Here is a 25,921-nt window from a genome sequence, read left to right on the forward strand (position 1 = left end):
CGCCGCATCAGCACTCGGCGCCGCCAGCGTGGCAATCAACGCACCTTCGCTGTGGCCGAGCAAAATCAACTGGCCAAAGCGTGGGTCGGTCTTGAGCTTCTGGCTCCAGGCTTCGGCGTCGGCCACATAGGCTTCCACCGACAAATTGCGCTCGTCCGGCGTCGCGGCCAGGCTCGCCGCCACGCCGCGCTTGTCGTAGCGCACGCTGGCGATGTTGTGTTTGGCCAGCACCCAGGCCAGCCGCTTGAGGCTGTCGTTGCGCCCGCCGTCGGGGTTATTTCCGTCACGATCCGTCGGGCCGGAACCGGAAATGATCAGGACAACCGGTACCGGCGTGTCGGATTTTGGCAGCAACAGCGAGCCGAAAAGCTCCCCGGTACCGGTATTCAAAGTGATTGGGCGTTGCAGGACAGTGGCCTGGGCAAAGCCGGTAAACAGGGTAAGGCTCAAGGCTAGAACTCGCAGCATCATCACGCCATCATGAACAAGATGCCGGTTGGACTCGCAGGCACCCATAAGGTTCGAGGATGAACTACTTGGGTAGCCTGCGTATACTGGCGCGCATTACGTATTCAGGTTCGATTTCACGGAGCGTCCCGCATGTCCGGCAATACCTACGGCAAGCTGTTCACTGTCACCACCGCTGGCGAAAGCCATGGTCCGGCGTTGGTCGCCATTGTCGACGGCTGCCCGCCGGGTCTGGAGATTTCCCAGGAGGATCTGCAGCGTGACCTTGACCGCCGCAAACCCGGCACCAGCCGCCACACCACCCAGCGCCAGGAAGCCGACGAAGTCGAAATCCTCAGCGGCGTGTTCGAAGGCCGCACCACCGGTTGCGCCATTGGCCTGTTGATCCGCAACACCGACCAGAAGTCCAAGGACTACTCGGCGATCAAGGATCTGTTCCGCCCGGCCCACGCCGACTACACCTATCACCACAAATACGGCGAACGCGATTACCGCGGCGGCGGTCGCAGTTCGGCGCGGGAAACCGCCATGCGCGTGGCGGCCGGGGCGATTGCGAAGAAGTACCTGGCCAGCCAGGGCATTGTCATTCGTGGCTACATGAGCCAGCTCGGGCCGATTGAAATCCCGTTCAAGACCTGGGAGTCGGTGGAAGAAAACGCTTTCTTCAGCCCTGACCCGGACAAAGTCCCGGAGCTGGAAGCCTATATGGACCAGTTGCGCCGCGACCAGGATTCGGTCGGCGCGAAGATCACTGTCGTGGCCGAAGGCGTGATGCCTGGCCTCGGCGAGCCGATCTTCGATCGCCTCGACGCCGAACTGGCCCACGCGCTGATGAGTATCAACGCGGTCAAAGGCGTGGAAATCGGTGCCGGTTTCGCCAGCGTCGCCCAGCGTGGCACCGAACACCGCGATGAAATGACCCCGCAAGGTTTCCTCAGCAACAATGCCGGCGGCATTCTTGGCGGGATCTCGTCGGGTCAGCCAATCGTTGCGCACCTGGCGCTGAAGCCAACGTCGAGCATCACCACGCCGGGCCGTTCCATCGACATCCATGGCAACCCGGTGGACGTTATCACCAAGGGCCGCCACGACCCATGCGTTGGCATCCGTGCCACGCCGATTGCCGAAGCGATGATGGCCATCGTACTGATGGATCACCTGCTGCGTCACCGTGGGCAGAACGCCGACGTACGCGTGAGCACTCCGGTGTTGGGTCAGCTTTAATGGCTGACCTTACAACTGCCGGGTTCTGACGAGGTTGGCGGCGCTCCCGTACTGGCGGCTTTCCAGTTTCTATCTGTTCTATTTCGCCTTGCTCGGATCGACAGCGCCGTTTCTGGCGCTGTACTTCGATCACCTAGGCTTTTCCAGCGCGCGCATCGGCGAGCTGGTGGCGATCCCGATGCTGATGCGCTGCGTGGCGCCGAACATCTGGGGTTGGCTCGGTGACTACACCGGCCGACGCCTGGCCATCGTGCGCTTCGGTGCGGTCTGCACATTACTGTCGTTCTCGCTGATCTTCGTCAGCAAAACCTACGCCTGGTTGGCGATGGTCATGGCGTTGCATGCGTTCTTCTGGCACGCGGTGCTGCCGCAGTTTGAAGTCATTACCCTGGCGCACTTGAAGGGCCAGACGTCGCGCTACAGTCAAATCCGCTTGTGGGGCTCCATCGGTTTCATCATCACCGTGGTCGGGCTCGGCCGGGTGTTTGAATGGCTGAGCCTGGACGTCTATCCGGTGGCGCTGGTGCTGATCATGGCCGGGATCATCCTCAGCAGCTTGTGGGTGCCGAATGCGCAACCGGTCCAGAGTGAACGGGCGTCGGGCGAGGGCTTCCTCAAGCAATTGCGTAGCCCGGGGTGTTGGCGTTTTACGGTTGCGTGGCGCTGATGCAGATGAGTCATGGCCCGTATTACACCTTTTTGACCCTGCACCTCGAACGCCTCGGTTACAGCCGGGGGGTGATCGGCATGCTCTGGGCGGTGGGCGTGGTTGCCGAAGTCTTGATGTTCCTGGTCATGAGCAAAATCCTCGCGCGCTTCTCGGTGCGGCGGGTATTGATGGCGAGTTTTCTGCTGGCGGCCCTGCGTTGGTTGCTGCTAGGTTCGTTTGCCGAGTTGCTGTGGGTGCTGCTGTTCGCGCAAGTACTGCACGCGGCCACCTTCGGCAGCTTTCACGCGTCTGCCATCCAGTTCGTGCAACGTAGCTTCGGCGCGCGTCAGCAAGGCCAGGGCCAGGCGCTGTACGCCGCACTGGCCGGCAGCGGCGGCGCACTCGGTGCGTTGTATTCCGGCTACAGCTGGAATGCTCTGGGCCCCACATTGACCTTTAGTATCGCCAGCCTCGCAGCCTTCGCGGCTGCCGTTATCATTGCCACACGTATGCAAGAGGACCGGCCATGAGCCTTACCCGTGAACACCTCGCCCAGGAAATCATCGACGCCGGGCGTTTTCTGTATGGTCGCGGCTGGTCGCCGGCCACCAGCAGCAATTATTCGACGCGCCTGTCGCCGACCGAAGCGCTGCTGACGGTCTCCGGCAAGCACAAAGGCCAGTTGGGTCTCGATGATGTGCTGGCCACCGACCTGTCCGGCAACAGCCTGGAGCCAGGCAAGAAGCCGTCCGCTGAAACCCTGCTGCACACTCAACTCTACAGCTGGCGCCCGGAAATCGGCGCGGTGTTGCACACCCATTCGGTGAACGCCACGGTGCTGTCGCGCCTGACGCCGCAAGATTTCATCGAGTTCGAAGACTACGAACTGCAAAAAGCCTTCAGCGGCGTGTCGACCCACGAATCCCGGTGCGGGTGCCAATTTTCGACAATGACCAAGACATTGCGCGCCTGGCCGCCAAGGTGCAGCCTTGGCTGGACACCCATCGCGATTGCGTCGGCTACCTGATTCGCGGGCACGGCCTCTACACCTGGGGCGCGCGCATGAGCGACGCGCTGCGGCAGATCGAGGCTTTTGAATTTTTGTTCGAGTGCGAGTTGAAGACCCGCAGCGTCATGAACCGCCAAGGCTGACTTCACCAGAAGTAGCCCATTGCCTGATGAAACGCCTGGCCCGACCGGTCTGAAAGAACCGGACGGTGAGGCCGATACCGAGGAATAGCCCCATGAGCAGCCTGTCCGTTTATCACGTTTCAAGCCCGGAAATACCGAACAAGGTCCTGACCCACTTCGAAGACATCGCCTCGACCCTCGCTGAACAGGACGTGCGTTTCGACCGTTGGCAAGCCACGGCGAAAATCCAGCCCGGTGCCAGCCAGGAAGAAGTGATCGCTGCTTACCAGGCGCAAATCGACAAGCTGATGACCGAGCGCGGTTACATCACCGTCGACGTGATCAGCCTGAACAGCGATCACCCGCAAAAAGCCGAACTGCGGGCCAAATTCCTCGATGAACACCGCCATGGCGAAGACGAAGTACGATTTTTCGTCGCCGGTCGTGGGCTGTTTACCTTGCACATCGACGATTACGTCTACGCCGTGCTCTGCGAAAAGAACGACCTGATCTCGGTGCCGGCGGGTACGCCGCACTGGTTCGACATGGGTGAGCATCCGCATTTCGTCGCGATCCGCCTGTTCAACAACCCGGAAGGCTGGGTCGCCAATTTCACCGGCGAAGACATCGCCAACCGCTTCCCGCGTCTTGAGGACTGAGTCGATGCCGATCAAAGCGATTCTCACCGACATCGAAGGCACCACCAGCGCGGTGAGTTTCGTATTCGACGTGTTGTTTCCTTACGCCGCCAGGCACCTGCCGGACTTTGTTCGCCAGTACGCCGCCCGGGCGGATGTCGCTGAGCAACTGAACGCCGTGCGTCGGGACAGCAACGAACCTGAGGCGGATGTTGAACGCGTCATCGAAATCCTGCTGGGCTGGATTGCCGAAGACCGCAAAGCCACGCCGCTCAAGGCACTGCAGGGGATGGTCTGGGCGCAGGGTTATCAGGCCGGGCAGTTGAAGGGCCATGTTTACCCGGACGCCGTTGAAGCGCTCAAGCGCTGGCATCAGGACAGTTATCAACTGTTTGTTTATTCCTCAGGCTCGATCCAGGCCCAGAAGCTGATCTTCGGTTGTTCGGAGGCGGGGGATTTGTCGCCGTTGTTCAGTGGCTATTTCGACACGACCTCGGGCCCCAAGCGCGAAGCGCAGTCCTACGAGCGTATTACCCAGGCGATTGGGCTGGAGGCTTCGCAGATTCTGTTCCTGTCCGACATCGTCGAGGAACTGGACGCAGCACGCTCGGCGGGCATGGCCACCTGCGGGCTGGCCCGAGAGGGCGGCGAGTTGGCGGGGCATGTGACGGTCGACAGCTTTGCGCGGATTGATCCTGCCCTCATGTAACCCACAAAACCTGTAGGAGCGAAGCTTGCTAGCGAAGGCGTCGGATCAGCCAACATCAATGTCGCCTGACACCCCGCCTTCGCGAGCAAGCTTCGCTCCTACAGGGATTGCGTGATTCCAGAGTATTGCGAGATTCCGGAACATTACGCGATTCCAGAAACAACTCAGGCCGTGAAGCGAAAGCGCTCACGGCCTGTTTGTTTACAGCGCGCTATTTACGCCGAGTGATAGGTCGGCAGCGCAAACCGTTGCTGGCTCTGCAGCATGGAGATCTGTGGCAGTTCGCTGGCCTGTTCGGCGAGGTCACGGCGAATGGCGCTGATCACCCACGACAGTTGATCGCCAGCATGCAATTGCTGGTAAGAAATCGAACGTTTAAAGACTTTGCCTTCGGTGCTGCACAGTGTCAGCAGGATGCCGCCGTCAGGTCGTGCCTGGATGGTCACGTCGAAGTTGGAGAATAGCGAGGTAAATTTTTCTTGGATCAGGCTCATGTCTATCGGCTCCGTTAGCGCTTGATTGGTAAGCATGGAGAGGTAGTTGCAGTGATTGTGCCAGTATCTATTTTTTAAATAATTGTTATAAATCAATTAGTTAAAATTATCGTGGTTTTTTGGTTTCGTGCAATCTGCATGAATGGCTATCGTGCATCCTGCATTTTGCGTGGTCGCACGGGATTGAATGGAACGAATGGCACGGCCAGGGATCGTGTTTTCGCAGGTATCGACTGCGGATACAAAACATTGCAAAAACCGCGTGTACAGCTCCAGAACCGCTGACGTATTTTCGGGCTCAATCAACGCCGCCCGACAATAAGAAGATCGAACGGGAGCTACCATGAGCGACACGATTACCTGGGGCATGATGCTCCGCAAATTGCCGACCATCGCCAAAGCCATTCCCCGCGTGGTGAAGGGCATGAAGGTCGCCAACGTCAAGGACCCGACCCAACCGTGTGGCCTCGGCTGGAGCTTCGAGCAAGCGACGTTGCGCAATCCCGACGGCCTCGCGTTGCTGCAAGACGAAGTGGCGCTGACCTATACGCAGGTCAATCAGTGGGCCAATCGGATTGCCCATCACCTGATCGCTCAAGGGATTGGCAAAGGCGATGTGGTGGCGATCTTTATCGAGAACCGCCCGGAGTTGCTGGTCACGATCCTGGCCGTGGCCAAGGCCGGGGCGATCAGCGCGTTGCTCAACACCTCGCAAACCCGCGATACCCTGGTCCATAGCCTGAACCTGGTGACACCGGTGGCGATTATTGTCGGCGAGGAACTGGTGCCGGCGTTTTCAGCGGTTCGCGAGCGGGTTTCCATCGCGCAAACACGCAGCTGGTTTGTGGCCGACCGCGATACCTGCTGCCAACCGGGCATTTCGCCCGATGGCTTCATCAATCTGATGACGGCCAGCGTCGACGCCCCGGACGGTAACCCTGCCAGCAGCCAGCAGGTGTTTTTCGACGATGCCTGCTTCTATATCTACACCTCTGGCACCACCGGGCTGCCCAAGGCGGGAGTCTTCAAACATGGTCGCTGGATGCGCAGTTCCGCCAGTTTTGGGCTGATCGCCCTGAACATGCGCCCCGAAGACGTCGTGTATTGCACCTTGCCGCTTTACCACGCCACCGGGCTTTGCGTGTGCTGGGGCTCGGCCATCAGCGGCGCCTCGGGGTTCGCCATCCGCCGCAAGTTCAGCGCCAGCCAGTTCTGGGGCGATGTGCGTAAGTACCGGGCGACCACCCTCGGTTACGTTGGCGAGTTGTGCCGCTACCTGGTGGATCAACCGCAGTGCGCCGACGACAGCCAGCACGGCGTGACCAAGATGATCGGCAACGGCCTGCGTCCCGGCGCATGGCGCGAGTTCAAGACGCGATTCGCGGTGCAGCATATCTGCGAGCTGTACGCCGCCAGTGACGGCAACATCGGCTTCACCAACATCCTCAACTTCGACAACACCATCGGTTTTTCCCTGATGTCCTGGGAGCTGGTGGCGTATGACCACGACAGCGGCGCGCCGATTCGCAATGCCAAGGGTTTGATGAGCAAAGTTGCCAAGGGCGGGCAGGGCTTGTTGCTGGCGAAAATCGACGACAAGGCGCCACTGGATGGTTACACCGATCCGCAGAAAACCGCGAAGGTGGTGCTGCACGACGTGTTCGAAAAGGGCGATCGCTACTTCAATACCGGTGACCTGCTGCGCAACATCGGTTTCGGTCACGCCCAGTTTGTCGATCGTTTGGGTGACACCTACCGCTGGAAGGGCGAGAACGTCTCGACCACGGAAGTGGAGAACATGCTGCTGCAACACCCGAACATCGCCGAGGCGGTGGCCTATGGCGTGGAAGTCCGCAACACCAACGGCCGGGCCGGGATGGCGGCAATTACCCCGGCCGAGTCCCTGGCTACCCTGGACTTCGCCGAGTTGCTGGCCTTCGCGCGTCAGCAGATGCCCGCGTATGCGGTGCCCTTGTTCCTGCGGGTGAAGGTGAAGATGGAGACCACCGGGACCTTCAAGTACCAGAAGACCCGACTCAAGGACGAAGCCTTCGACCCCGGCAAAACCGGCGATGACCCGATCTACGCCTGGCTGCCGGGCACCCAGACGTACGTGCAAGTCACCGAGCGGGTGCTGGCGGATATTCACGCGGGCAAGTACCGCTATTGAATCTGGCTATGGCCGTTCATGAGAAAAAAGGAGTGACAGGCGCGGGAGCGCTCGGGAAACTGTCGGCTTTGCGATTAACCGATGATGGAGTCCCCAATGTCTGACCAAAGCCGCCAGATGACACCCGAAGAAGCTGCTGAATTTGCCGAACAGGTGTTCAACAAAGCGCGCGAGGGCGATGCGGCCATGATGGCGGCGCTGCTGACCAAAGGCCTGCCGCCGAACCTGCGTAACCACAAGGGTGACACCTTGCTGATGCTCGCCGCTTACCACGGTCACGTGGAAACGGTGAAAGTGCTGCTGGAACACAAGGCCGACCCGGAAATTCGCAACGACAACGGCCAGAGCCCGATTGCCGGCGCCGCCTTCAAGGGCGACCTGGCAGTGGTCACGGCGTTGGTCGAAGGCGGGGCGCAAGTGGAAGGTTCGTCGTTCGACGGCCGCACGGCGCTGATGATGGCGGCGATGTTCAACCGCGTTGAAATCGTCGACTACCTGATCAGCAAAGGCGCGGACCCGAAAGCCAGGGACGCCAACGGCGTGTCTGCGCTGGATGCGGCCAAGACCATGGGCGCGGCGGATACCCTGGCGCAGCTTGAGAAATTGCTCGGCTGAATGACATGAAAGATCGCAGCCTTCGGCAGCTCCTGCATTGGGATGGCATACACCCTGTAGGAGCTGCCAAAGGCTGCGATCTTTTCGTTTTTAGCTTTAACCTGCGCTATCCTTTGCGCCCTAAAATTTCTCTCGCTACAGGATTTACCCCATGAAAACCGCACTCGTCGAACTCATCAGCAAAATCAGCTCCGGGTGCATGGGCGATGACGAAATCCTGAAGATCGCTGACGAAGCGGCCCAGGCGTACGCCGATCCTGAGGCTTTTCTGACAGCCAATCCGGACATCAACTTCGACGACACCTTCCCGATGCCGCTGGGCGAGTGGGTAGTGGTCGGCAGCCTGCCGGAAACCGTGCTGTTCCAGGCCGACACCTACATGGACCTGTTCGCCCAGATCGTCGCCTCGTTCGGCCCCGGCGTTGACTTCAACATCAAGCCCAAGCAACTGGCCAAGACCGAAGCCCTGACTGCGCTCAACCGCATTCAGGTGCAGATGAGCAGCATGAACAAGGAAAACGGCGGCTACACGTTGTTGAACTTCAGCCAATTGCTCGACGATGAACTGCAAGTGGTACTGGTCTACGGCAACGACGTACCGCGCGTACTCGACCTGTGCGCCCAGGTTGGAATTACCGCCACGCCCTCCCTGGAAGCCCTGAAAGTGGCGATCCACGTTTGATGCAATAAAACGGAACCCTCGCAAGGGCCGGCTATCCTAAGTCTGCATGCCACTATCTTGGGAGCGACACCATGGGTTCCACGTTTAATAGTTTGGTAGCTCTGATTATTTTCGCCCTGGACATCTGGGCGATCATCAACGTGCTGAAAAGTGGCGCCGAAACAGGGATGAAAATCATCTGGGTGCTGCTGATCCTGCTGCTGCCGGTGCTGGGCCTGATCATCTGGGCCATCGCCGGGCCACGGGGCAACGTACGGATCTGACAGGTGAATCCTATTTACCTGTAGGAACACCGAACCTGTGGGAGCGGGCTTGCTCGCGAAAGCGGCTTATCATCCAACATCAATGTTGACTGACACTCCGCCTTCGCGAGCAAGCCCGCTCCCACATGGGATTGCGGCAAGTCATCAAGTGACGTTCGACCTGTCATGTTCCGCAACGTAGAATGCGCGCCTTTCCCGGGCAATCGAGCCTTTCGATTGGCCATCATGGGCGGGTAACCGTCCGTTGCCACCGCATTCATCGGAGCACTTCCCATGACCACCACCAAAACCAGCGAATACCTGGAAACCCTCTACGAAGGCTACGGCCAGCGTTTTCGCATGGAAAAACTGCTGCACGAAGTGCGCACCGAACACCAGCACCTGGTGATCTTCGAAAACCCGCGCATGGGCCGGGTGATGGCGCTGGACGGTGTGATCCAGACCACCGAAGCCGACGAATTCATCTATCACGAAATGCTCACCCACGTGCCGATCCTCGCCCATGGCAGTGCCAAGCGCGTGTTGATCATCGGCGGTGGCGATGGCGGCATGCTGCGTGAAGTGTCCAAACACCGCAGCGTCGAGCACATCACCATGGTCGAGATCGACGGCACCGTGGTCGACATGTGCAAAGAGTTCCTGCCGAACCACTCCAAAGGTGCGTACGACGATCCACGCCTGAACCTGGTCATCGACGACGGCATGCGTTTCGTCGCCACCACCACTGAAAAGTTCGACGTGATCATTTCCGACTCCACCGACCCGATCGGTCCGGGCGAAGTGCTGTTCTCGGAAAACTTCTACCAGGCCTGCCACCGTTGCCTGAACGACGGCGGCATCCTGGTTACCCAGAATGGCACGCCGTTCATGCAACTCGGCGAAGTACAGACCACCGCCGGGCGCCTGCGCAGCCTGTTCCCGGACTGGCACTTCTACCAAGCGGCCATCCCGACCTACATCGGCGGCGCGATGACTTTTGCCTGGGGCGCGACCAATACCGCCTATCGCAAGTTGTCCCGCGAAATCCTGCAACAGCGCTTCGCCGGCAGCGGCATCATCACCCGCTACTACAATCCGGAAATCCACATCGGCGCGTTCGCCATGCCGCAATACGTGCTGCAAGCGATCAATAAGCCAAGCAACGACTAAAGCGTCGTACACATACCCTGTAGGAGCTGCCGCAGGCTGCGATCTTTTGATCTGGATGTTCAAGATCAAAAGATCGCAGCCTGCGGCAGCTCACAGGGGGTTGCGTCGGCCTAAGCTGTGTAATCCGTTTGAACGATCAGTCAGTGCAAACGTCCAGATAGATGTAAGCCCATTTGCGGGTTTGATCGAGGAGGCACTGATGCAAAAGTGGAAAATCACTTTCGTGGATGATCACGGTGTAACTGTCGATGAGGTCTTTGAGTGCGACGAGTGCCCGGATAACGAGCACGCCGCCAGACTTATCAAGGCCCGGCTCCTGCCTGTCGCTGCCGAACTGGATCTGAATGATCTGGAGGGGCGTACCGCTGATGCGAGCGTCAAAGAGCTCAAGTATCAGAACAGCATTCAAATCCTCGGCATTACTCCCGTTTGATCCCTCTCCTGTCACATTCACAACCAGACCTTGGCAGCGGCTCTGACTTGGGGCTACTCTGCAAGCGAGATCAGCGAATGGATCGCTAAGGTCTGGTCTTGTCAGCTACATGCTTGTATCCCAGCGGCAACTTGCTTGTCGTATCGCCTTCATCATTCGGTTGCGGGCGCCGGGAGTACGGAAAGTCTATCCATCAGTTCAGGAGGACGTTTCATGAGCACAGCCTATCAAGAAGACATCAGCAGCAGCGTGCTGCGCCGCATGAAAGAAGGTGGTTTCGACTTTTCACGATTCCATCCCATCGAGTTCTACGCCATTTTCCCGGACGAGGAGCGGGCGCGCAGGGCGGCAGGTCATTTCTGTGGTGAATCATTGAATGCCCAGATCAGCGTGCGCGACGACGGCGCGTGGCATCTGGAACTGAGCAAAGTGATGTACGCCACCTACGACGGCATTGGCGACTTTGAGCAGGACTTCGAGGCGGTGGTCGAGCCTTTGGGCGGGATCATCGAAGGATGGGGCGTCAAACAGGAGGTACGAGGGCTACTCGCATAACACTATGAACAGCGACAACACACAGCAACGGCTGACCTTTGGGTTGGCCGTTTTCGTTTGTGGGTTTTGAACATCAAAAACAAGATCAAAAGATCGCAGCCTTCGGCAGCTCCTACAGGGGGAATACAATCCGATGTAGGAGCTGCCGAAGGCTGCGATCTTTTGACGTTGCTTTATTTCACGACATTTCTGGCAGACAAAAAAAGCCGCCTGAACAGGCGGCTAAAGGGAAGTTCGAGAGGTTTTTCAACGAATACGCCGATTATCCGCATCGACGCCCGAGCAGTGAAATCAACTCTGACTATGCTGTTGATAGGCGACAACATTGCTTCGCAATGAAGCGGGGGCGATCAGGTTGGGGCGTTTGCCGCACAGGATTGGTGCGGCGGGATTGGGGCGATTATCCAACTGATTGATATCAAAGCGTTTATGCCGATGGCACGGGCCTTGCGAAGCCTAGATGTCCGGGTGACAAGGAGTACGGCATGATCCGCACCTATTTTGATGAGATGTACGATGCCGGCGGCCTGGTCCGCCCGCATTACCGGGAGTTTGCCCGTTGGCTGGCCGAAACGCCTGACGAGCTTTTGGCACAACGGCGACGCGAGGCCGATCTGTTGTTTCATCGTGCCGGGATTACTTTCACGCTCTACGGTGATGAGCAGGGGACAGAGCGCCTGATTCCCTTCGACACCATTCCCCGCAGTATCCCCGCCAGTGAATGGCGGATCGTCGAACGTGGCTGCATCCAGCGGGTCAAGGCGTTGAACATGTTCCTCGCCGACCTCTATCACGAGCAGCGCATCATCAAGGCCGGCATCATTCCGGCCGAGCAGGTGCTGGCCAACGAGCAATACCAGCTGGCGATGCAAGGGCTGGATCTGCACCGGGATATCTATTCCCACATCTCCGGCGTTGATCTGGTGCGCGATGGCGACGGCACGTACTACGTGCTCGAAGACAACCTTCGTACGCCGAGCGGCGTGAGCTACATGCTCGAAGACCGCAAGATGATGATGCGACTGTTCCCCGAGTTGTTCGCGGCGCAACGCATTGCCCCCATCGACCACTATCCGAACCTGTTGCTCGACACGCTGAAAAGCTCCAGCCCGATCGATAACCCGAGCGTGGTGGTGCTGACGCCGGGTCGGTTCAACAGCGCGTTTTTCGAGCATGCGTTTCTCGCTCGGGAAATGGGCGTTGAACTGGTGGAAGGCGCGGACCTGTTCGTGCGCGACGACAAAGTCTTCATGCGCACCACTGACGGGCCGAAAGCCGTCGACGTGATCTACCGGCGCCTCGACGATGCGTTCCTCGATCCGCTGGCGTTCAACCCGGACTCGATGCTTGGCGTACCAGGGCTGCTGTCGTCCTATCGCTCCGGCAACGTGGTGCTGGCGAATGCCATCGGCACCGGGGTGGCGGATGACAAGTCGGTGTATCCATTTGTCACGGAGATGATCCGTTTCTACCTGGATGAAGAGCCGATCCTGAAGAACGTTCCGACGTTCCAGTGTCGCAACCCTTCAGAACTTTCCCATGTACTGGCCAATCTTCCAGATCTGGTGGTCAAGGAAACCCAGGGCTCCGGCGGTTACGGAATGCTGGTAGGGCCGGCGGCGACGGCGGCGGAAATCGAATCGTTCCGCGAGCGGATCAAAGCCAAGCCCCACGCGTATATCGCTCAGCCGACGTTGTCGCTGTCGACCTGTCCGACCTTTGTCGAAAACGGCATTGCTCCACGCCACATCGACCTGCGTCCGTTTGTATTGTCTGGCCGCGAAACCCGGGTTGTGCCCGGCGGTTTGACCCGTGTTGCCCTGCGTGAAGGCTCTCTGGTGGTGAATTCCTCCCAGGGTGGCGGAACCAAGGACACCTGGGTGGTCGAGGATTGAAGGAAGCCTGCCATGTTAAGTAGAACTGCCTCGGATTTGTATTGGATGTCGCGTTACCTGGAGCGGGCGGAAAACCTCGCACGGATGCTCGATATCAGTTATTCGCTGTCGCTGATGCCGCAGGACGGCCGTGGTGATGGTCTGCATGAACTCGCCATGCCGCTGCTGATTACCGGCACCCTGGACGATTACCTGGAGCGCCACGGCGAGCTGCATGCCGAACGCCTGCTGCATTTTTCGCCCTGGACGCGGCCAACCCGGCGAGCATCTACAGCTGCCTTGGTTCGGCGCGGGCCAGTGCTCATGCGGTGCGTGGGCGAATTACCGCCGACATGTGGGAAAACATCAACGCTACCTGGTTGGAAATTCGCGGGATCGCCGAGCAGGGCTTGAGTCGCTACGGCATGAGCCGTTTCTGCGAGTGGATCAAGGAACGTTCCCATCTGTTCCGGGGCGCGTCCTACGGCACGATCATGCGTAACGATGCGTTTCGCTTCATTCGTCTGGGCACGTTTATCGAAAGGGCCGACAACACGTTGCGCCTGCTCGACGCCCGTTACGAAATGGCCGGTGATCAGGCTGAAGCGGTCAGCGATGGCACGGCTCACGCGTATTACCAATGGAGTGCGTTGCTGCGAGCGTTGTCGTCGTTCGAGGCTTACACCGAGATTTACCGCGATGCACCCGGCGCCCGGCATGTCGCTGAATTGCTGCTGCTGCGCGCCGACGTTCCACGTTCCTTGCGCGCCTGCACCGAAGAAATCGACCAGATCCTCGCCCAGTTGCCGGGGGCCAACGGCCGTCCTGCGCAACGCCTGGCGGCGGAAATGGACGCGCGCCTGCGCTACACCGGCATCACCGAAATTCTCGACGAAGGCCTGCATGCCTGGCTGACCGAGTTCATCCCGCTGGTGCGCCAGTTGGGCAACGCCATTCACAGTTCTTACCTGGAGGCTGCATGAGACTTTCCATTAGCCATGAGACCACCTATCACTACGAAGATCAGGTGCGGGCGAGCATCCAGTACCTGCGACTGACACCCCACGACAGCGAGCGCCAGCACGTGCTCAGTTGGCAGCTCGACCTGCCGCGCCCGGTGCGCGCGCAACTCGATCCGTTTGGCAACATCCTGCATGTGCTGACCATGGACGAGCCCCACGAAGCGATCATCATCGGTGCCCGTGGCCAGGTCGATATCGACGAACTGCGTGAAGCCGAGCATGAGAGCCAGTCGGCGCTGCCGTTCCTGCGTTTCACCCGGCTGACCGAAGCCGACCAGGCCCTGCGTGCGTTTGCTGAAAAGGAATGCAAAAAGCGCCGGGATCGCACGGCGCTGATCGACTTGATGCATGGCCTGAACCAGCACATGACCTACACGCCGGGTTCCACCGAAGTCGACACCAGCGCCGCTCAGGCCTTCGCCGGGCGTTCCGGTGTCTGCCAGGACCATACCCATGCGTTTCTCGCCTGTGCTCGCAGCCTGGGCATTGCGGCGCGTTATGTGTCGGGGTATTTGTACAGCGAGGACAGTGAGCACCTGGCCAGTCACGCCTGGGCTGAAGCCTGGCTTGATGACGCCTGGTATAGCTTTGACGTGACCAATCAACTGGCCCGGCCGGAGCGCCATTTGAAACTGGCGGTGGGCCTGGATTACCTGGACGCCTGCCCGGTGCGTGGGATGCGCCGCGGCGGTGGTTGTGAGCAGATGCATGCCAAGGTGTTTGTCTCGCCGACCCCTGCGCTGGCTCCGATCATCTCAGTCCAACAGCAGTAGTTTTCAGGAAGGAACAACTCAACCCTGTAGGAGCAAAGCTTGCTCGCGATGGCGGTTTGTCTGTCAATACTCCTGTGACTGACCCACCGCCATCGCGAGCAAGCTTTGCTCCTACAAGGGATGCTGTCAGGGCTTAACCTTACGCCCCGCCATATGCCTCAAATACCCCACCAGCAAATCCAGATCCCCCGCCGGCAATACCTGCTCTGAAAACGCCGGCATCTTCGCCTGCGGCCACTGACGCAAACTCTGCGGGTCACGAATGTAGCGCTTGAGGAAGTCCGCGCCGAAGTACTCGGTCGGGTTGTACGGGATATTCAGGTCCGGCCCGAACTGCGCATCCCCCGCGCCATTGAGCCGATGGCAGGCCAGGCAATTCTTCTGAAACAACGCAAACCCCTGGTTCACCGGATCGTTCGCTGTCAACGCCGGATCCGGCAGCAGGGCAGGGAAGCGCTCGGCCACCGGCGCCATGCGCTTGATGCTGGCGACTTCGAACGGCCATTGCTCGGGGCTGATGTTGCCCGCCTGCGGATGAGTCCACACCAGATAAAACGGTCCGGCACTGTGCTTGCCCTCGGACAGCGGCGGCCACGGCTTGGCCGGGTCTTCAATCGCCAGCCAGGCCTGCGCCCCTTCCTTGTTGAGCAACGGCGCCGCCGACAGTTCGGCCGCAAAACCGTCCAGCGCCACCGCTTGCAGATGGTCGTCAGGCTTGATGCCCGTCAACAACGCTGCCAACGGCACCGCGCGATAGCTCATGTCCCGTTTATAGGAGACGTCATTGCTGATGGTGATGGTCTGAACCTGAGGATGCTTGAGCAATTCCTCGGTCTGCCAGATGCGACTGCTCGCGCCCAGCTCAAGGTTCAGCTGTGCGGCGTAGAGGGGTGTGCCGAACAGCAAGGCCCCGAACAAAACAAGTGCTTTCAAGTGATCGCCATCCCTGTCGTGGAAAGTGCCATAAAGGTTGGCACACCCACGCTGGCCGGGTAGCGAGCCAGTCACATTTTTAATGAGGCGATAGCAAACCTTGGCGCCGTTTTTTTACCAACCGATCAGCCGATCACCTTGGTCAGGTTCGGCAAAATCAACAACAGCGTAGTGGCGAATAGGATGAGTCCGGCTTGACGTACTTTCGAATGTTTAAACATGGCTGACCGCCTTTTTTGTTATTTCCTGATGCCTGCCTGCATATCTCCATGACGGCAAAGCGATGCACTTCCTGTTGAACGAGCGCCTCGGCAAAACCCGACGACAACTTCGTACATCTTCACCTTAGAGCCCGCGTCACGCTTGGTTTAGATCCATTTCGTATGGTGTAAGCGTAAAAAACGCTTAAAAAGGCATGAGGCTTATTGCCAGCTTCTTGGGCGCCCGTTTGCTAGACAGCTTCGTCACCTGAATCGGTTAATCCGATAGCTGACTACCGTCCGTCTGAGCGTGACCGTCAACGTCCGTGAGCACTGCGGTCATTGAATCCATGGCTGCTCGGCTTAAGGTGATAGTTCATTCAAGATCAAGAGATCGCAGCCTTCGGCAGCTCCTACAAAAATGCCGCAATCCCCTGTAGGAGCTGCCGAAGGCTGCGATCTTTTGATGTTACTCACACCATCAGGTTCGAGGACGTCATGACCCAAGCTTTGATTTTCGATGCGTTACGCACGCCCCGTGGCAAAGGCAAGGCCGATGGCGCGTTGCACAGCGTCAAACCGGTGAACCTGGTGGCCGGGTTGCTGACAGCGTTGCAGCAACGCACCTCGCTCGACACCAGCCAGGTCGATGACGTGGTGCTCGGTTGTGTCACGCCCATCGGCGATCAAGGTTCCGACATCGCCAAAACGGCGACCCAGGTTGCCGATTGGGACGTCAGCGTGGCCGGTGTGCAAATCAACCGCTTCTGCGCTTCGGGATTGGAGGCGGTGAACCTTGGCGCGATGAAAGTCCGTTCCGGCTTCGAAGACCTGGTGGTGGTCGGCGGTGTCGAGTCGATGTCACGGGTACCGATGGGCAGCGACGGCGGCGCCTGGGCGCTGGACCCGGAAACCAACCTGCACAGCCACTTCACACCTCAAGGCGTGGGCGCCGACCTGATCGCCACGATTGAAGGCTTCAGCCGTCAGGACGTCGATGCCTACGCGCTGTATTCCCAGCAAAAAGCCGCGCGGGCCGGGCGGACGGTTCGTTCAACAAGTCGCTGGTGCCGGTGCAGGACCAGAACGGCATCATCTTGCTTGATCACGATGAGTTCATCCGCGCCGAATCGACAATGGAAGGTTTAGGCAAGCTCAAACCGAGCTTCGAGATGATCGGGCAAATGGGTTTCGACGCCACTGCGCTACGGGTCTACAGCTACGTGGAGCGAATCAACCACGTTCACACACCGGGCAACAGCTCCGGGATCGTCGACGGCGCGGCGCTGATGCTGATCGGCTCCGAAGCCAAGGGGCGGGCATTGGGCCTGCAGCCACGGGCGCGGATCGTCGCCACCGCGGTTACCAGTACCGACCCGACCATCATGCTCACCGGCCCGGCGCCGGCCACTCGCAAAGCTTTGGCCAAGGCCGGGTTGCGGGTCGAGGACATCGATTTGTTCGAGGTCAACGAAGCCTTCGCGTCGGTGGTGCTGAAATTCATCAAGGACATGGCCATCGACCCGGACAAGGTCAACGTCAACGGCGGCTCGATCGCCATGGGGCACCCGTTGGGTGCCACCGGGTGCGCGATCCTCGGCACCTTGCTCGATGAACTGGAAACCCGGCGCCTGCGCTATGGCCTCGCGACGCTGTGTGTCGGCGGCGGCATGGGCATTGCCACCATCATCGAACGCCTCTGAGCCCAGATTTCAAGGGAAAAGTGCCATGACCGAAGCCATTCGTTACGAAAAAAATCAGGACCAGATCGTCGTCCTGACCATCGACCTGCCGGGCCAGAGCGCCAACACCATGAACGCGGTGTACCGCGAAGCCATGGCCGCCCGCGTCGCTCAACTGGTCGCGGAAAAGGACAGCATCGCTGGCGTCATCATCACCTCGGCCAAGAAGACGTTCTTTGCGGGCGGCGACCTCAATGAATTGATCAAGGTCGGCAAGCCCGAAGCCAAAGCCTTCTACGACATGGTGCTCACCCTCAAAGGGCAACTGCGAACCCTGGAAACCCTCGGCAAACCGGTGGTCGCCGCGATCAACGGCGCAGCGCTGGGCGGCGGTTGGGAAATCTGTCTGGCGTGCCATCACCGCGTGGCGCTGGACAACCCGTCGGTGCAACTCGGCCTGCCGGAAGTGACCCTCGGTTTGTTGCCGGGCGGTGGCGGGGTGGTGCGCATGGTGCGGATGCTGGGCCTGGAAAAAGCCTTGCCATACTTGCTCGAAGGCAAGAAGGTCCGGCCACAACAAGCGTTGCAGGCGGGTTTGATCGATGAGCTGGCGGCGGATCGCGATGAACTGCTGGCCAAGGCGCGGGCGTGGATTCTGGCCAACCCGAGCGTTGTGCAGCGTTGGGATGTGAAGGGTTATCAGATCCCCGGTGGCACGCCGTCGAACCCGAAAGTCGCGCAGATGCTGGCCATCGCGCCGTCGATCCTGCGCACTAAAACCCAGGGCACGATGCCTGCGCCAGAGAAAATCCTTTGCGCGGCGGTGGAGGGGGCCCAGGTGGATTTCGACACGGCGCACCTTATTGAAACCCGTTACTTCACGGAGTTGGCCACCGGCCAGGTGTCGAAGAACCTGATCGGTACGTTCTGGTTTCAGCTTAATGAAATCAATGCTGGCGGCTCGCGGCCGCAGGGTTTTGCGCCTTGCGTGACTCATCGCGTGGGTGTCCTCGGCGCGGGGATGATGGGGGCAGGAATTGCCTTTGTCAGCGCCTCGGCCGGTATCGACGTGGTGCTAAAGGACGTCAACCTTGCGGCAGCAGAGAAGGGCAAGGCGCACTCGGCGGCGCTGCTGGACAAGAAAGTTTCCCGTGGCCAGTTGAGCGCTGAGCAGCGGGACGCCGTACTGGCGCGGATTCACACCACGCAAAGCGATGCCGATCTGGCCGGTTGCGACCTGATCATCGAGGCCGTGTTCGAAGACCGCGAACTGAAGGCCAAGGTCTCTTCAGCAGCACAAAAAGTCGTTGGCCCGGACGCGGTAATCGCCTCCAACACTTCGACCCTGCCGATCAGCGGCCTGGCCACTGCCGTGCCGGACCAGAGGAAGTTCATCGGTCTGCATTTCTTCAGCCCTGTGGAGAAAATGCCCTTGGTGGAAATCATCAAAGGCGTGAACACCAGCGACGAAACCCTGGCGCGCGGTTTCGATTTCGTCCTGCAAATCAAGAAAACCCCGATTGTGGTCAACGACAGTCGCGGCTTCTTCACCTCGCGAGTGTTCGGCACCTTCACCAATGAAGGCATCGCCATGCTCGGCGAAGGCGTGAGCGCGCCGATGATCGAGACCGAAGCGCGCAAGGCCGGGATGCCGATCGGGCCTCTGGCGATCTCCGACGAAGTTTCACTCAGCCTCATGAGCCATATCCGTCAGCAGACGGTCAAAGACCTGCAAGCAGAAGGGAAACCGCTGATCAAGCACCCGGCGTTCGTCGTGATTGACTTGCTGCTCAACGAATACAAGCGTCCGGGCAAGGCCGCTGGAGGCGGTTTCTACGATTACCCGGCCGGTGGCCAGAAACAGCTGTGGCCGGAGCTGAAAAGCCGTTTCGAGAGGGCTGACGGGCAGATTTCGCCGAAGGACGTGCGTGATCGCCTGCTGTTCGTGCAAGCCATCGAAACCGTGCGCTGCGTGGAAGAGGGCGTCCTGACCTCGACGGCGGACGCCAACGTCGGCTCGACCTTCGGTATCGGCTTTGCAGCCTGGACCGGCGGCGCGTTGCAATTCATCAACCAATATGGCGTGAAAGACTTTGTTGCCCGCGCCCAGTATTTGGCCGAACAGTATGGCGAGCGCTTCGCTCCACCGGCGCTGCTGCTGGACAAAGCGGCCAAAGGGGAGGCGTTCTAAGGGACCGCTGACGCATTCCGGGGCTTGCCTTGTCACCGTGTTTCAAGGCAGGCTCTGGGGTGTGCATTATTCCCATCACGTGTCAGGTATTTTTTATGTCGTTACGCATCTGCATTCTGGAAACCGACATCCTGCGTCCAGAACTGGTCGATCAATATCAGGGTTACGGGCAGATGTTCCAGCGTCTGTTTTCGCAGCAACCCATCGCTGCCGAGTTCACCGTCTACAACGTGATGCAGGGCAACTACCCCAGCGATGAGCTGACCTTCGACGCTTACCTGGTCACCGGCAGCAAGGCTGACTCCTTCGGCACCGACCCGTGGATTGAAACCCTCAAGACTTACTTGCTGACTCGCTATGAGCGCGGCGACAAGTTACTGGGCGTGTGCTTCGGCCATCAACTGCTGGCGCTGTTGCTCGGCGGCAAGAGCGAGCGGGCGACCCAGGGTTGGGGTGTTGGCACCCACAACTACAAACTCGCCGCGAAAGCGCCGTGGATGAGCCCGGTGATGGAAGAGCTGACGTTGCTGATCAGTCACCAGGATCAAGTCACGGTGCTGCCGCAAAACGCCACGGTGATTGCCTCGAGCGATTTCTGCCCGTTTGCCGCGTATCACATCAACGATCAGGTGCTGTGCTTCCAGGGGCATCCGGAATTCATTCACGACTACTCACGGGCGTTGCTGGAGATTCGTCAGCAGCATCTGGGTGAGCAGGTTTATTCCAAAGGTGTGGCAAGCCTTGAACATGCGCATCATGGCGCTACGGTGGCGGAGTGGATGATGCGGTTTGTGGCGCATAAGCCAGAAACTGTTTGAAGCTAAAAGCTTCGCGAGCAAGCCCGCTCCCACGGTTGACCGAGTTTCTTCAGAAGAAATGCGATCGAATGTGGGAACGGGCTTGCTCGCGAATTTCACAGACAACTCGGTAGTGGCTACAACCACCCGGACTTCTTGAAACTCGCCCACAAACTCACACACCCCACGGCAATGAACCCCAACACCGCGAAATACCCGTAGTGCCAACTCAACTCCGGCATGTTCTGGAAGTTCATCCCGTAAATCCCGGCCACCGCCGTCGGGAACGCCAGGATCGCCGCCCACGCTGCAAACTTGCGCTGCACCACGCTCTGGCGTGAAGCCTCCAGCAACACCCCGACCTCGATGGTCTGGCTGGCGATATCCGCCAGGGTCGTCAGGTCTTCCATCTGCCGCGTCACATGGATCTGCACATCACGGAAGTACGGCCGCATGTTCTTGTCGATGAACGGGAAACTCAGCTTCTGCAGCTCCTCACCGATTTCCACCATCGGCGCCGCATACCGGCGCAAGCGCAGCACGTCGCGACGCAGGCTGTGGAGTTTCTGGATGTCACGCTCATTCAGCGCGCTGCACAGCACGTTGCGCTCCAGTTCATCGATCTCGGCGTGAATCGCTTCGCCCACCGGCTGGTAGTTTTCGATGACAAAATCGAGGATGGCGTAGAGTACGAAATCTTCCCCGTGCTCCAACAAAATCGGACGCGCCTCACAGCGTTGTCGGACATGGGCGTAGGACGCCGAGTGACCGTTGCGGGCGGTGATGATGTAACCCTTGCCGGCAAAGATATGAGTCTCGATGAACTCCAGTTTGCCTTCATGGCGGATCGGCGAGTACGTGACGATAAACAGCGCGTCGCCGAAGGTTTCCAGCTTCGGGCGGCTGTGTTTTTCCAGGGCATCTTCGATGGCCAGTTCGTGCAGGTTGAACTGGCGTTGCAGATTGCTCAGTTCCTGGGCGTTGGGCTCTTCGAGGCCGATCCAGACAAAGTGGCCGGTCTTGGCGGCCCAGGCGGCCCCTTCGTCGAGGGTGATATTGGTGATTTTTTTACCGGCGCTGTAAACCGCAGCAGCAACAACTCGACCCATGATGGTGGTTCACTTCTTATTAGCAGATGGCAGTGGCAGGCAGGTTTCAGCTTAGCCTTGTCTGCTGCTTGAGAGTCAGTGAAATCTTTAGAGTTCGCCGGTAAAAGTACGCTGGTAAAAGAAAACCCGCTCAGGGCGGGTTTCTTTTCAGGCGGCTTGCAGTTGCCGATCCATCGAGGCAATGCATTCGCGCATCTGCTCTCGGCATTGGGCGATCAGCAGGGGCATGTCGTCCATGCTCAACCCGGCCGTCGGAATCGCCGGCAGCGAACGGATCAGAATTTTCCCACTGCGCCAGCGGTTCAATCGCATGTGTTTAACGTAACTGCTGACACACACCGGTACGATCGGCACCCCGGCGGCAATCGCCATCTGGAACGCACCTTTCTTGAACGGCAGCAAGTCTTCGCCGAGGTTGCGCGTACCTTCCGGGAACACCCAGATCGAGGTGTCTTCATGCTGCAAGGTATGGGTGGTGGTCAGCATTGACTGACGCGCCTTGTGCGCATTGCCGCGGTCAATCAACACATTGCCCGCCAGCCAGAACAACTGGCCGAACAGCGGCACCCACTTCAGGCTCTTCTTGCCGATGCACACGGTGCGGCGGGGTACGACGTTGCCGAACACAAACAGATCGTAGTTGGACTGGTGATTGGCGATGATCACGCAGCTCTCGGGTTTGTCCATCAACCGCCCGACATCGGTCTTGACCCGCAGGCGCAAAATGCACATCGCCGGCCACGCATACAGGCGCGCACATAAACGGCTGTTGTCCGGGTTGAACGGCCGGCACAGGCCGAGAATCACTCCTGCCATACCGGCCAGAATAAAGTGCAGGCTCATCAATAACATACGAAACACAAACAGCATTTACAGGCCCCACCGGGACAAAAGGTGGCGCAGTGTACGGATGTGCACTGTTTTCGGCAATTGCCGCTATAGAGGTAGGAGATAGGCGATGTTTAAGCGCATGTTTCAGACTTGAGTGTCAGACACGGCCTAGAGCGGTTGCACGCTATTCAACAAGGCACGTACGAAAAAGCCCGACAAGAGGGTCGGGCTTTTCGTTGTAGCGGGCTGGAGCTTAGCCCAAATGTTCCTGATCCTGGATGATCGCGTTGTCCAGCGTCTCCAGCAGCGCTTTGCGCACTTTCAGCTTGGTGTTCTTGTGTGCGGTCATGTTGATCTTCTTCAACTGACGCGCCGCGGCCAGTGCTGCGCCTTGCAACTCCTCGGCCGAGACCACCACATCGAGGAAACCGGCGGCAATTGCGCTCTGCGGATTGAACATCTCGCCATTGATCACCGAACGATGCAGTGCCGCGTTGCTCAGGCGATCACGGGCCAACTCGATCCCGGCGTGGTGCATGGTCATGCCGATCTGCACTTCATTCAGGCCAATGCTGAACGGCCCGTCGACACCAATGCGGTAATCCGCCGACAACAGCAGAAACGCGCCCTTGGCCACCGCATGCCCGGGGCACGCCACGATCACCGGAAACGGGTGCGACAACAGACGGCGGGCCAGTGTCGAACCGGCCGTCACCAGCGCCACGGCTTCTTTAGGCCCGGCCGTCATCACCTTCAAGTCATAACCGCCCGACAGGATCCCGGGCGTACCGGTAATGATCACCACTGCACGATCAGTCACCGCCTGATCCAGCGCAGCATTAAACGCCGCAATCACGTCCGGGGAAATGGCGTTGACCTTGCCATTGCTCAACGTCAGGGTCGCGATACCGTCTTCGAGGTGGTAGGAAATCAACTCACTCATGACGCTATTCCTTGTATGAAAGTTGAGGCAGACGTTACCCACCGCCGCAGGCCAGGTAAAGCGCCGTGACTGACCCGCCAGTCACCCTTTCCCCGCCCGGCAAGCGTAGCCGGCCGCGCTGGCCGTGCATTCCCCTCTATATGGAAGAGGGCGCGACGCCGGAGATTGGCGGGTTTGCCATGGCCCGGAACTCGCCGGAACGACTAAATCGCTAAGCGCATGAAAATTCTGAAAAAAATATTTGCCATCGGAAAAGCTTTCGACTACATTAGCGCGCCTCGACAGACAGAACTTGTTTGAAGAGATACGGTGAAGTGTCCGAGTGGCTTAAGGAGCACGCCTGGAAAGTGTGTATACAAGAAATTGTATCGAGAGTTCGAATCTCTCCTTCACCGCCACATTATGCAAATACAAACCCCTGATTTTCCTAGAGAAAGTCGGGGGTTTGTGGTTTTTGGCGTCTGAAAAAGGGCGATATGGGACCAGCGTCGGACTGGGGGATGTATTTGCCGTCTGTATGTAGCCATGTTCTCGCGGCAAATTCTTATCCTCCGGGGGTACTTCAATGTCTGGGTACGGCTGCCTTTTGGCCCAACCGACGCGGAAGCAGAATGCCGGCGGGACGAAAGTACGAGCCGCTTCAGAGAAAGGTGCGTTTATTCTGACGGAGACCCTGTTGTTGGCGGTGTTTGAGACAGGAGAGGTCTCGGATAGTTGATAGCTTGGGTGTCCTCCTGGGTGACGAGTAACAAGAACCCGGCCATGTACCCGGTTTTTGCGCGGCGACTCATGAAAACGAGCCGCCCTCTAGAGGAGAAAATCGCCAAACCCGTGAGGTCGCCTGCGTGCTTGCGGGAAATGACCTGGCAGCCCTGGAGACGGTATCTCTGGGTCCGTAGCGGGTGGAAATATTTACCACCCGCCAAGGTGTCAATTTGCCAGCGCATGCTATATTGGCGCGCTTTTTCCAAGCAGTGCCCAGGGCCTGTTATTGATTTTGCAACTGTTCCGATTTTGCCTCACAACAAGGATGTACACGTGCTAAAGGGAGATGCACTTGGGCTTGATCAACTGTTTCTCTTTTTTCTGTGCGTTTACTTGGCCTGAACCTGGCTTGCCTGGGATAGCTTTGAAGGTGCACGCTTTACAATGAATAAAATTTATTTGATCAGTAATGTCAAGCAAGGCGGAAAAACCTATCTTGAATACTTGCGGCCAGCGCTGAATGCTCTTCGTAGTCATTACGACTGTGTGATTCTTCAAACTACGAATGTGGGTATCAGCAGAGTCGAAGCGGAACAGCTTCTGAATCATCCTGTTGAAGAAGTCGGGCTGGATTTTATCGAGACGATAAAGTCCCACGTCGTTATTTCAAATGATGGCTGGGTCGCGCGAATTCTGGATGATTCAAACTTCGCTATTTTCATTGCCCATGGCAGTGTCGGTATGCCGGTCAAGGATCAATATTATTTTTCTGAGTTGCTGAGTTATTGGGATGCGATTGTTTCGTCATCCCGATCGCTTTCTGACCTGATCAAAATGGGTCTGCAACTTTACCGACCTGACAGGCACGCGGGGCGCGTGGGCAATGCAACGAAAACATTGCGTTCGGAATTTCGCAAAACCAATATCATCTCGGTACTGCCGGTCAAGATCCCCGAGCCTTTCAAGGCTGCCCCTGACATCCAGCGGGTACCCGAGAAATGTGTCGTGGGCCTTCTACCAACCCAGGTCGGTATATGCCCGAGCGGCGCTTCCCTGTATGAAAATATGGGCGTAGTGATTAACAGCATCAAGTCCCAGATCCCCCATGCGCAATTTATCTTGCGCCCTTATATGACTGACTTTACACGTCCGTATGTCAGCGAAGTGTGCGAACAGCTTTCTCAGTATCCATGGATCAAAATAGATACGACGAAAGGAAGCAGTCAGGATTTCTATCAGCAATGTGACAAACTCATCACTGACGCCTCAAGTGGTGGAGTTTCCTTTATGCTGAATACGTGCAAGTTGCCTATTTATTATGTACCGGAAACCAATGAGAGCCACCCCGTAGTTACGGCTTGGCTGGAACAAATGCAGAACCTGCTGCCCATCGCCAGAAAGGGTAACGATCTTAAAGATCTGATACTGGGCTTTGAGCTCATTACGCCTGAGCAAAGTTACGCTATTTATAAGACATTTTATGAATCAGAGTACGGTGAGCGCCATCATCCGGATGAGGTCTTCCTGGATTTGGTTCAGCAACAACATGAATCTGATTTTCGCTGCTTTGTGATCGACGCTTTGGGAAAAGCCAACGAGTTCGAAGATCAGAAGAGCTCGCTGCAACTGTCATGAATCCCAAGCAACTAACGCTTCTAAATTGCCAATGAGTCAGGTGGAT

At 58.4% G+C, this 25,921-nt stretch carries 22 protein-coding genes, 1 tRNA gene and 4 pseudogenes; 21 read left to right on the forward strand and 6 right to left on the reverse strand.

The window, feature by feature from the left end; all coding sequences use genetic code 11:
* The coding region (locus JFV26_RS25150) for an alpha/beta hydrolase (RefSeq protein ID WP_201196192.1) at positions 1-516 on the reverse strand (516 nt) is incomplete at its 3' end.
* Positions 517-600: 84 nt separating this feature from the next.
* On the opposite strand from JFV26_RS25150, the gene aroC reads away from it, so the two are divergent.
* The 5 genes and pseudogenes from aroC (at position 601) to mtnC (ending at position 4,819) form a co-directional block, all read left to right on the forward strand.
* Positions 601-1,692, forward strand: coding sequence for a chorismate synthase (aroC, locus tag JFV26_RS25155; RefSeq protein ID WP_201196194.1), 1,092 nt, complete (start codon positions 601-603; stop codon positions 1,690-1,692).
* 34 nt (positions 1,693-1,726) lie between these two features.
* Positions 1,727-2,871: pseudogene (locus JFV26_RS25160) on the forward strand (MFS transporter).
* A pseudogene (locus JFV26_RS25165) lies at positions 2,868-3,493 on the forward strand (methylthioribulose 1-phosphate dehydratase). The pseudogenes JFV26_RS25160 and JFV26_RS25165 overlap by 4 nt, the downstream one beginning before the upstream one ends.
* 92 nt (positions 3,494-3,585) lie before the next feature.
* Positions 3,586-4,131: a 1,2-dihydroxy-3-keto-5-methylthiopentene dioxygenase gene (locus JFV26_RS25170; RefSeq protein WP_201196196.1), complete on the forward strand. Its 546-nt coding sequence runs from the start codon at positions 3,586-3,588 to the stop codon at positions 4,129-4,131.
* A 4-nt stretch (positions 4,132-4,135) separates the two neighbouring features.
* Positions 4,136-4,819: an acireductone synthase gene (mtnC, locus tag JFV26_RS25175; protein ID WP_201196198.1), complete on the forward strand. Its 684-nt coding sequence runs from the start codon at positions 4,136-4,138 to the stop codon at positions 4,817-4,819.
* Between the two features lie 215 nt (positions 4,820-5,034).
* On the opposite strand, the gene JFV26_RS25180 is transcribed toward mtnC, so the two are convergent.
* Entirely contained in the window at positions 5,035-5,313 is a 279-nt protein-coding gene (locus tag JFV26_RS25180) for a DUF3509 domain-containing protein (RefSeq protein WP_201196199.1), read from the reverse strand.
* 343 nt (positions 5,314-5,656) lie between these two features.
* On the opposite strand from JFV26_RS25180, the gene JFV26_RS25185 reads away from it, so the two are divergent.
* The 10 genes and pseudogenes from JFV26_RS25185 to JFV26_RS25230 all read left to right on the forward strand — a co-directional run bounded on the left by JFV26_RS25185 (position 5,657) and on the right by JFV26_RS25230 (position 14,849).
* Positions 5,657-7,483, forward strand: a complete 1,827-nt coding sequence (locus JFV26_RS25185) for a long-chain-acyl-CoA synthetase (protein WP_201196200.1) — start codon at positions 5,657-5,659, stop codon at positions 7,481-7,483.
* A gap of 96 nt (positions 7,484-7,579) precedes the next feature.
* Positions 7,580-8,098, forward strand: coding sequence for an ankyrin repeat domain-containing protein (locus tag JFV26_RS25190; protein WP_201196201.1), 519 nt, complete (start codon positions 7,580-7,582; stop codon positions 8,096-8,098).
* 151 nt (positions 8,099-8,249) lie between these two features.
* Positions 8,250-8,780: a hypothetical protein gene (locus JFV26_RS25195; RefSeq protein ID WP_201196202.1), complete on the forward strand. Its 531-nt coding sequence runs from the start codon at positions 8,250-8,252 to the stop codon at positions 8,778-8,780.
* Positions 8,781-8,851: 71 nt separating this feature from the next.
* Positions 8,852-9,043 carry a PLDc N-terminal domain-containing protein gene (locus tag JFV26_RS25200; RefSeq protein ID WP_201196203.1) on the forward strand — a complete coding sequence of 64 codons (192 nt, stop codon included), beginning with the start codon at positions 8,852-8,854 and terminating at the stop codon, positions 9,041-9,043.
* A 273-nt stretch (positions 9,044-9,316) separates the two neighbouring features.
* Positions 9,317-10,192 carry a polyamine aminopropyltransferase gene (speE, locus tag JFV26_RS25205; protein ID WP_201196204.1) on the forward strand — a complete coding sequence of 292 codons (876 nt, stop codon included), beginning with the start codon at positions 9,317-9,319 and terminating at the stop codon, positions 10,190-10,192.
* Positions 10,193-10,391: 199 nt separating this feature from the next.
* On the forward strand, positions 10,392-10,625 hold the full coding sequence (locus tag JFV26_RS25210; protein ID WP_201196206.1) for a hypothetical protein: 234 nt from the start codon (positions 10,392-10,394) through the stop codon (positions 10,623-10,625).
* Between the two features lie 213 nt (positions 10,626-10,838).
* Positions 10,839-11,180 (forward strand): ribonuclease E inhibitor RraB, encoded by a 342-nt coding sequence (locus JFV26_RS25215; RefSeq protein ID WP_007902188.1) that lies wholly within the window; start codon positions 10,839-10,841, stop codon positions 11,178-11,180.
* 485 nt (positions 11,181-11,665) lie between these two features.
* Positions 11,666-13,075, forward strand: coding sequence for a circularly permuted type 2 ATP-grasp protein (locus tag JFV26_RS25220; protein ID WP_201196208.1), 1,410 nt, complete (start codon positions 11,666-11,668; stop codon positions 13,073-13,075).
* A 12-nt stretch (positions 13,076-13,087) separates the two neighbouring features.
* A pseudogene (locus JFV26_RS25225) lies at positions 13,088-14,037 on the forward strand (alpha-E domain-containing protein).
* Complete coding sequence (locus JFV26_RS25230) at positions 14,034-14,849, forward strand: transglutaminase family protein (protein ID WP_201196209.1); 816 nt, start codon at positions 14,034-14,036, stop codon at positions 14,847-14,849. The pseudogene JFV26_RS25225 and the gene JFV26_RS25230 overlap by 4 nt, the downstream one beginning before the upstream one ends.
* Positions 14,850-14,975: 126 nt before the next feature.
* Here JFV26_RS25230 and JFV26_RS25235 read toward each other — a convergent pair whose 3' ends face one another.
* Positions 14,976-15,782, reverse strand: a complete 807-nt coding sequence (locus JFV26_RS25235) for a c-type cytochrome (RefSeq protein WP_201196211.1) — start codon at positions 15,780-15,782, stop codon at positions 14,976-14,978.
* A 698-nt stretch (positions 15,783-16,480) separates the two neighbouring features.
* On the opposite strand from JFV26_RS25235, the pseudogene JFV26_RS25240 reads away from it, so the two are divergent.
* From JFV26_RS25240 to JFV26_RS25250, 3 genes and pseudogenes are all read left to right on the forward strand, one after another.
* Positions 16,481-17,685 (forward strand): annotated as a pseudogene (locus JFV26_RS25240) (acetyl-CoA C-acetyltransferase).
* 25 nt (positions 17,686-17,710) lie between these two features.
* Positions 17,711-19,855 (forward strand): 3-hydroxyacyl-CoA dehydrogenase NAD-binding domain-containing protein, encoded by a 2,145-nt coding sequence (locus JFV26_RS25245; protein WP_201196213.1) that lies wholly within the window; start codon positions 17,711-17,713, stop codon positions 19,853-19,855.
* Between the two features lie 95 nt (positions 19,856-19,950).
* Entirely contained in the window at positions 19,951-20,673 is a 723-nt protein-coding gene (locus JFV26_RS25250) for an amidotransferase (protein ID WP_201196216.1), read from the forward strand.
* Between the two features lie 116 nt (positions 20,674-20,789).
* Here JFV26_RS25250 and JFV26_RS25255 read toward each other — a convergent pair whose 3' ends face one another.
* The 3 genes from JFV26_RS25255 to JFV26_RS25265 all read right to left on the reverse strand — a co-directional run bounded on the left by JFV26_RS25255 (position 20,790) and on the right by JFV26_RS25265 (position 23,535).
* The gene (locus tag JFV26_RS25255; protein ID WP_201196219.1) at positions 20,790-21,761 is read right to left on the reverse strand and encodes a magnesium and cobalt transport protein CorA; all 972 of its coding nucleotides are present in this window, start codon (positions 21,759-21,761) and stop codon (positions 20,790-20,792) included.
* Between the two features lie 147 nt (positions 21,762-21,908).
* The gene (locus tag JFV26_RS25260; protein WP_201196220.1) at positions 21,909-22,631 is read right to left on the reverse strand and encodes a 1-acylglycerol-3-phosphate O-acyltransferase; all 723 of its coding nucleotides are present in this window, start codon (positions 22,629-22,631) and stop codon (positions 21,909-21,911) included.
* Positions 22,632-22,845: 214 nt separating this feature from the next.
* On the reverse strand, positions 22,846-23,535 hold the full coding sequence (locus tag JFV26_RS25265; RefSeq protein WP_201196221.1) for a crotonase/enoyl-CoA hydratase family protein: 690 nt from the start codon (positions 23,533-23,535) through the stop codon (positions 22,846-22,848).
* Between the two features lie 65 nt (positions 23,536-23,600).
* Between JFV26_RS25265 and JFV26_RS25270 the strand changes: the two genes are divergently transcribed.
* The 3 genes from JFV26_RS25270 to JFV26_RS25280 all read left to right on the forward strand — a co-directional run bounded on the left by JFV26_RS25270 (position 23,601) and on the right by JFV26_RS25280 (position 25,875).
* Entirely contained in the window at positions 23,601-23,750 is a 150-nt protein-coding gene (locus JFV26_RS25270) for a hypothetical protein (RefSeq protein WP_201196222.1), read from the forward strand.
* A 93-nt stretch (positions 23,751-23,843) separates the two neighbouring features.
* Positions 23,844-23,933 (forward strand) — tRNA-Ser (locus JFV26_RS25275).
* A 751-nt stretch (positions 23,934-24,684) separates the two neighbouring features.
* Positions 24,685-25,875, forward strand: a complete 1,191-nt coding sequence (locus JFV26_RS25280; protein WP_201196223.1) for a hypothetical protein — start codon at positions 24,685-24,687, stop codon at positions 25,873-25,875.
* The last annotated feature ends 46 nt before the right edge of the window (positions 25,876-25,921 follow it).

The organism is Pseudomonas sp. TH31, from assembly GCF_016650815.1.
Taxonomy (GTDB): Bacteria; Pseudomonadota; Gammaproteobacteria; order Pseudomonadales; family Pseudomonadaceae; genus Aquipseudomonas.

Bases quoted from the DNA above. Each gene is read 5' to 3' on its own strand.
- aroC (WP_201196194.1), top strand. From the start codon at position 601: ATGTCCGGCAATACCTACGGCAAGCTGTTCACTGTCACCACCGCTGGC.
- JFV26_RS25170 (WP_201196196.1), top strand. From the start codon at position 3,586: ATGAGCAGCCTGTCCGTTTATCACGTTTCAAGCCCGGAAATACCGAAC.
- mtnC (WP_201196198.1), top strand. From the start codon at position 4,136: ATGCCGATCAAAGCGATTCTCACCGACATCGAAGGCACCACCAGCGCG.
- JFV26_RS25180 (WP_201196199.1), bottom strand. From the start codon at position 5,313: ATGAGCCTGATCCAAGAAAAATTTACCTCGCTATTCTCCAACTTCGAC.
- JFV26_RS25185 (WP_201196200.1), top strand. From the start codon at position 5,657: ATGAGCGACACGATTACCTGGGGCATGATGCTCCGCAAATTGCCGACC.
- JFV26_RS25190 (WP_201196201.1), top strand. From the start codon at position 7,580: ATGTCTGACCAAAGCCGCCAGATGACACCCGAAGAAGCTGCTGAATTT.
- JFV26_RS25195 (WP_201196202.1), top strand. From the start codon at position 8,250: ATGAAAACCGCACTCGTCGAACTCATCAGCAAAATCAGCTCCGGGTGC.
- JFV26_RS25200 (WP_201196203.1), top strand. From the start codon at position 8,852: ATGGGTTCCACGTTTAATAGTTTGGTAGCTCTGATTATTTTCGCCCTG.
- speE (WP_201196204.1), top strand. From the start codon at position 9,317: ATGACCACCACCAAAACCAGCGAATACCTGGAAACCCTCTACGAAGGC.
- JFV26_RS25210 (WP_201196206.1), top strand. From the start codon at position 10,392: ATGCAAAAGTGGAAAATCACTTTCGTGGATGATCACGGTGTAACTGTC.
- JFV26_RS25215 (WP_007902188.1), top strand. From the start codon at position 10,839: ATGAGCACAGCCTATCAAGAAGACATCAGCAGCAGCGTGCTGCGCCGC.
- JFV26_RS25220 (WP_201196208.1), top strand. From the start codon at position 11,666: ATGATCCGCACCTATTTTGATGAGATGTACGATGCCGGCGGCCTGGTC.
- JFV26_RS25230 (WP_201196209.1), top strand. From the start codon at position 14,034: ATGAGACTTTCCATTAGCCATGAGACCACCTATCACTACGAAGATCAG.
- JFV26_RS25245 (WP_201196213.1), top strand. From the start codon at position 17,711: ATGACCGAAGCCATTCGTTACGAAAAAAATCAGGACCAGATCGTCGTC.
- JFV26_RS25250 (WP_201196216.1), top strand. From the start codon at position 19,951: ATGTCGTTACGCATCTGCATTCTGGAAACCGACATCCTGCGTCCAGAA.
- JFV26_RS25255 (WP_201196219.1), bottom strand. From the start codon at position 21,761: ATGGGTCGAGTTGTTGCTGCTGCGGTTTACAGCGCCGGTAAAAAAATC.
- JFV26_RS25260 (WP_201196220.1), bottom strand. From the start codon at position 22,631: ATGCTGTTTGTGTTTCGTATGTTATTGATGAGCCTGCACTTTATTCTG.
- JFV26_RS25265 (WP_201196221.1), bottom strand. From the start codon at position 23,535: ATGAGTGAGTTGATTTCCTACCACCTCGAAGACGGTATCGCGACCCTG.
- JFV26_RS25280 (WP_201196223.1), top strand. From the start codon at position 24,685: ATGAATAAAATTTATTTGATCAGTAATGTCAAGCAAGGCGGAAAAACC.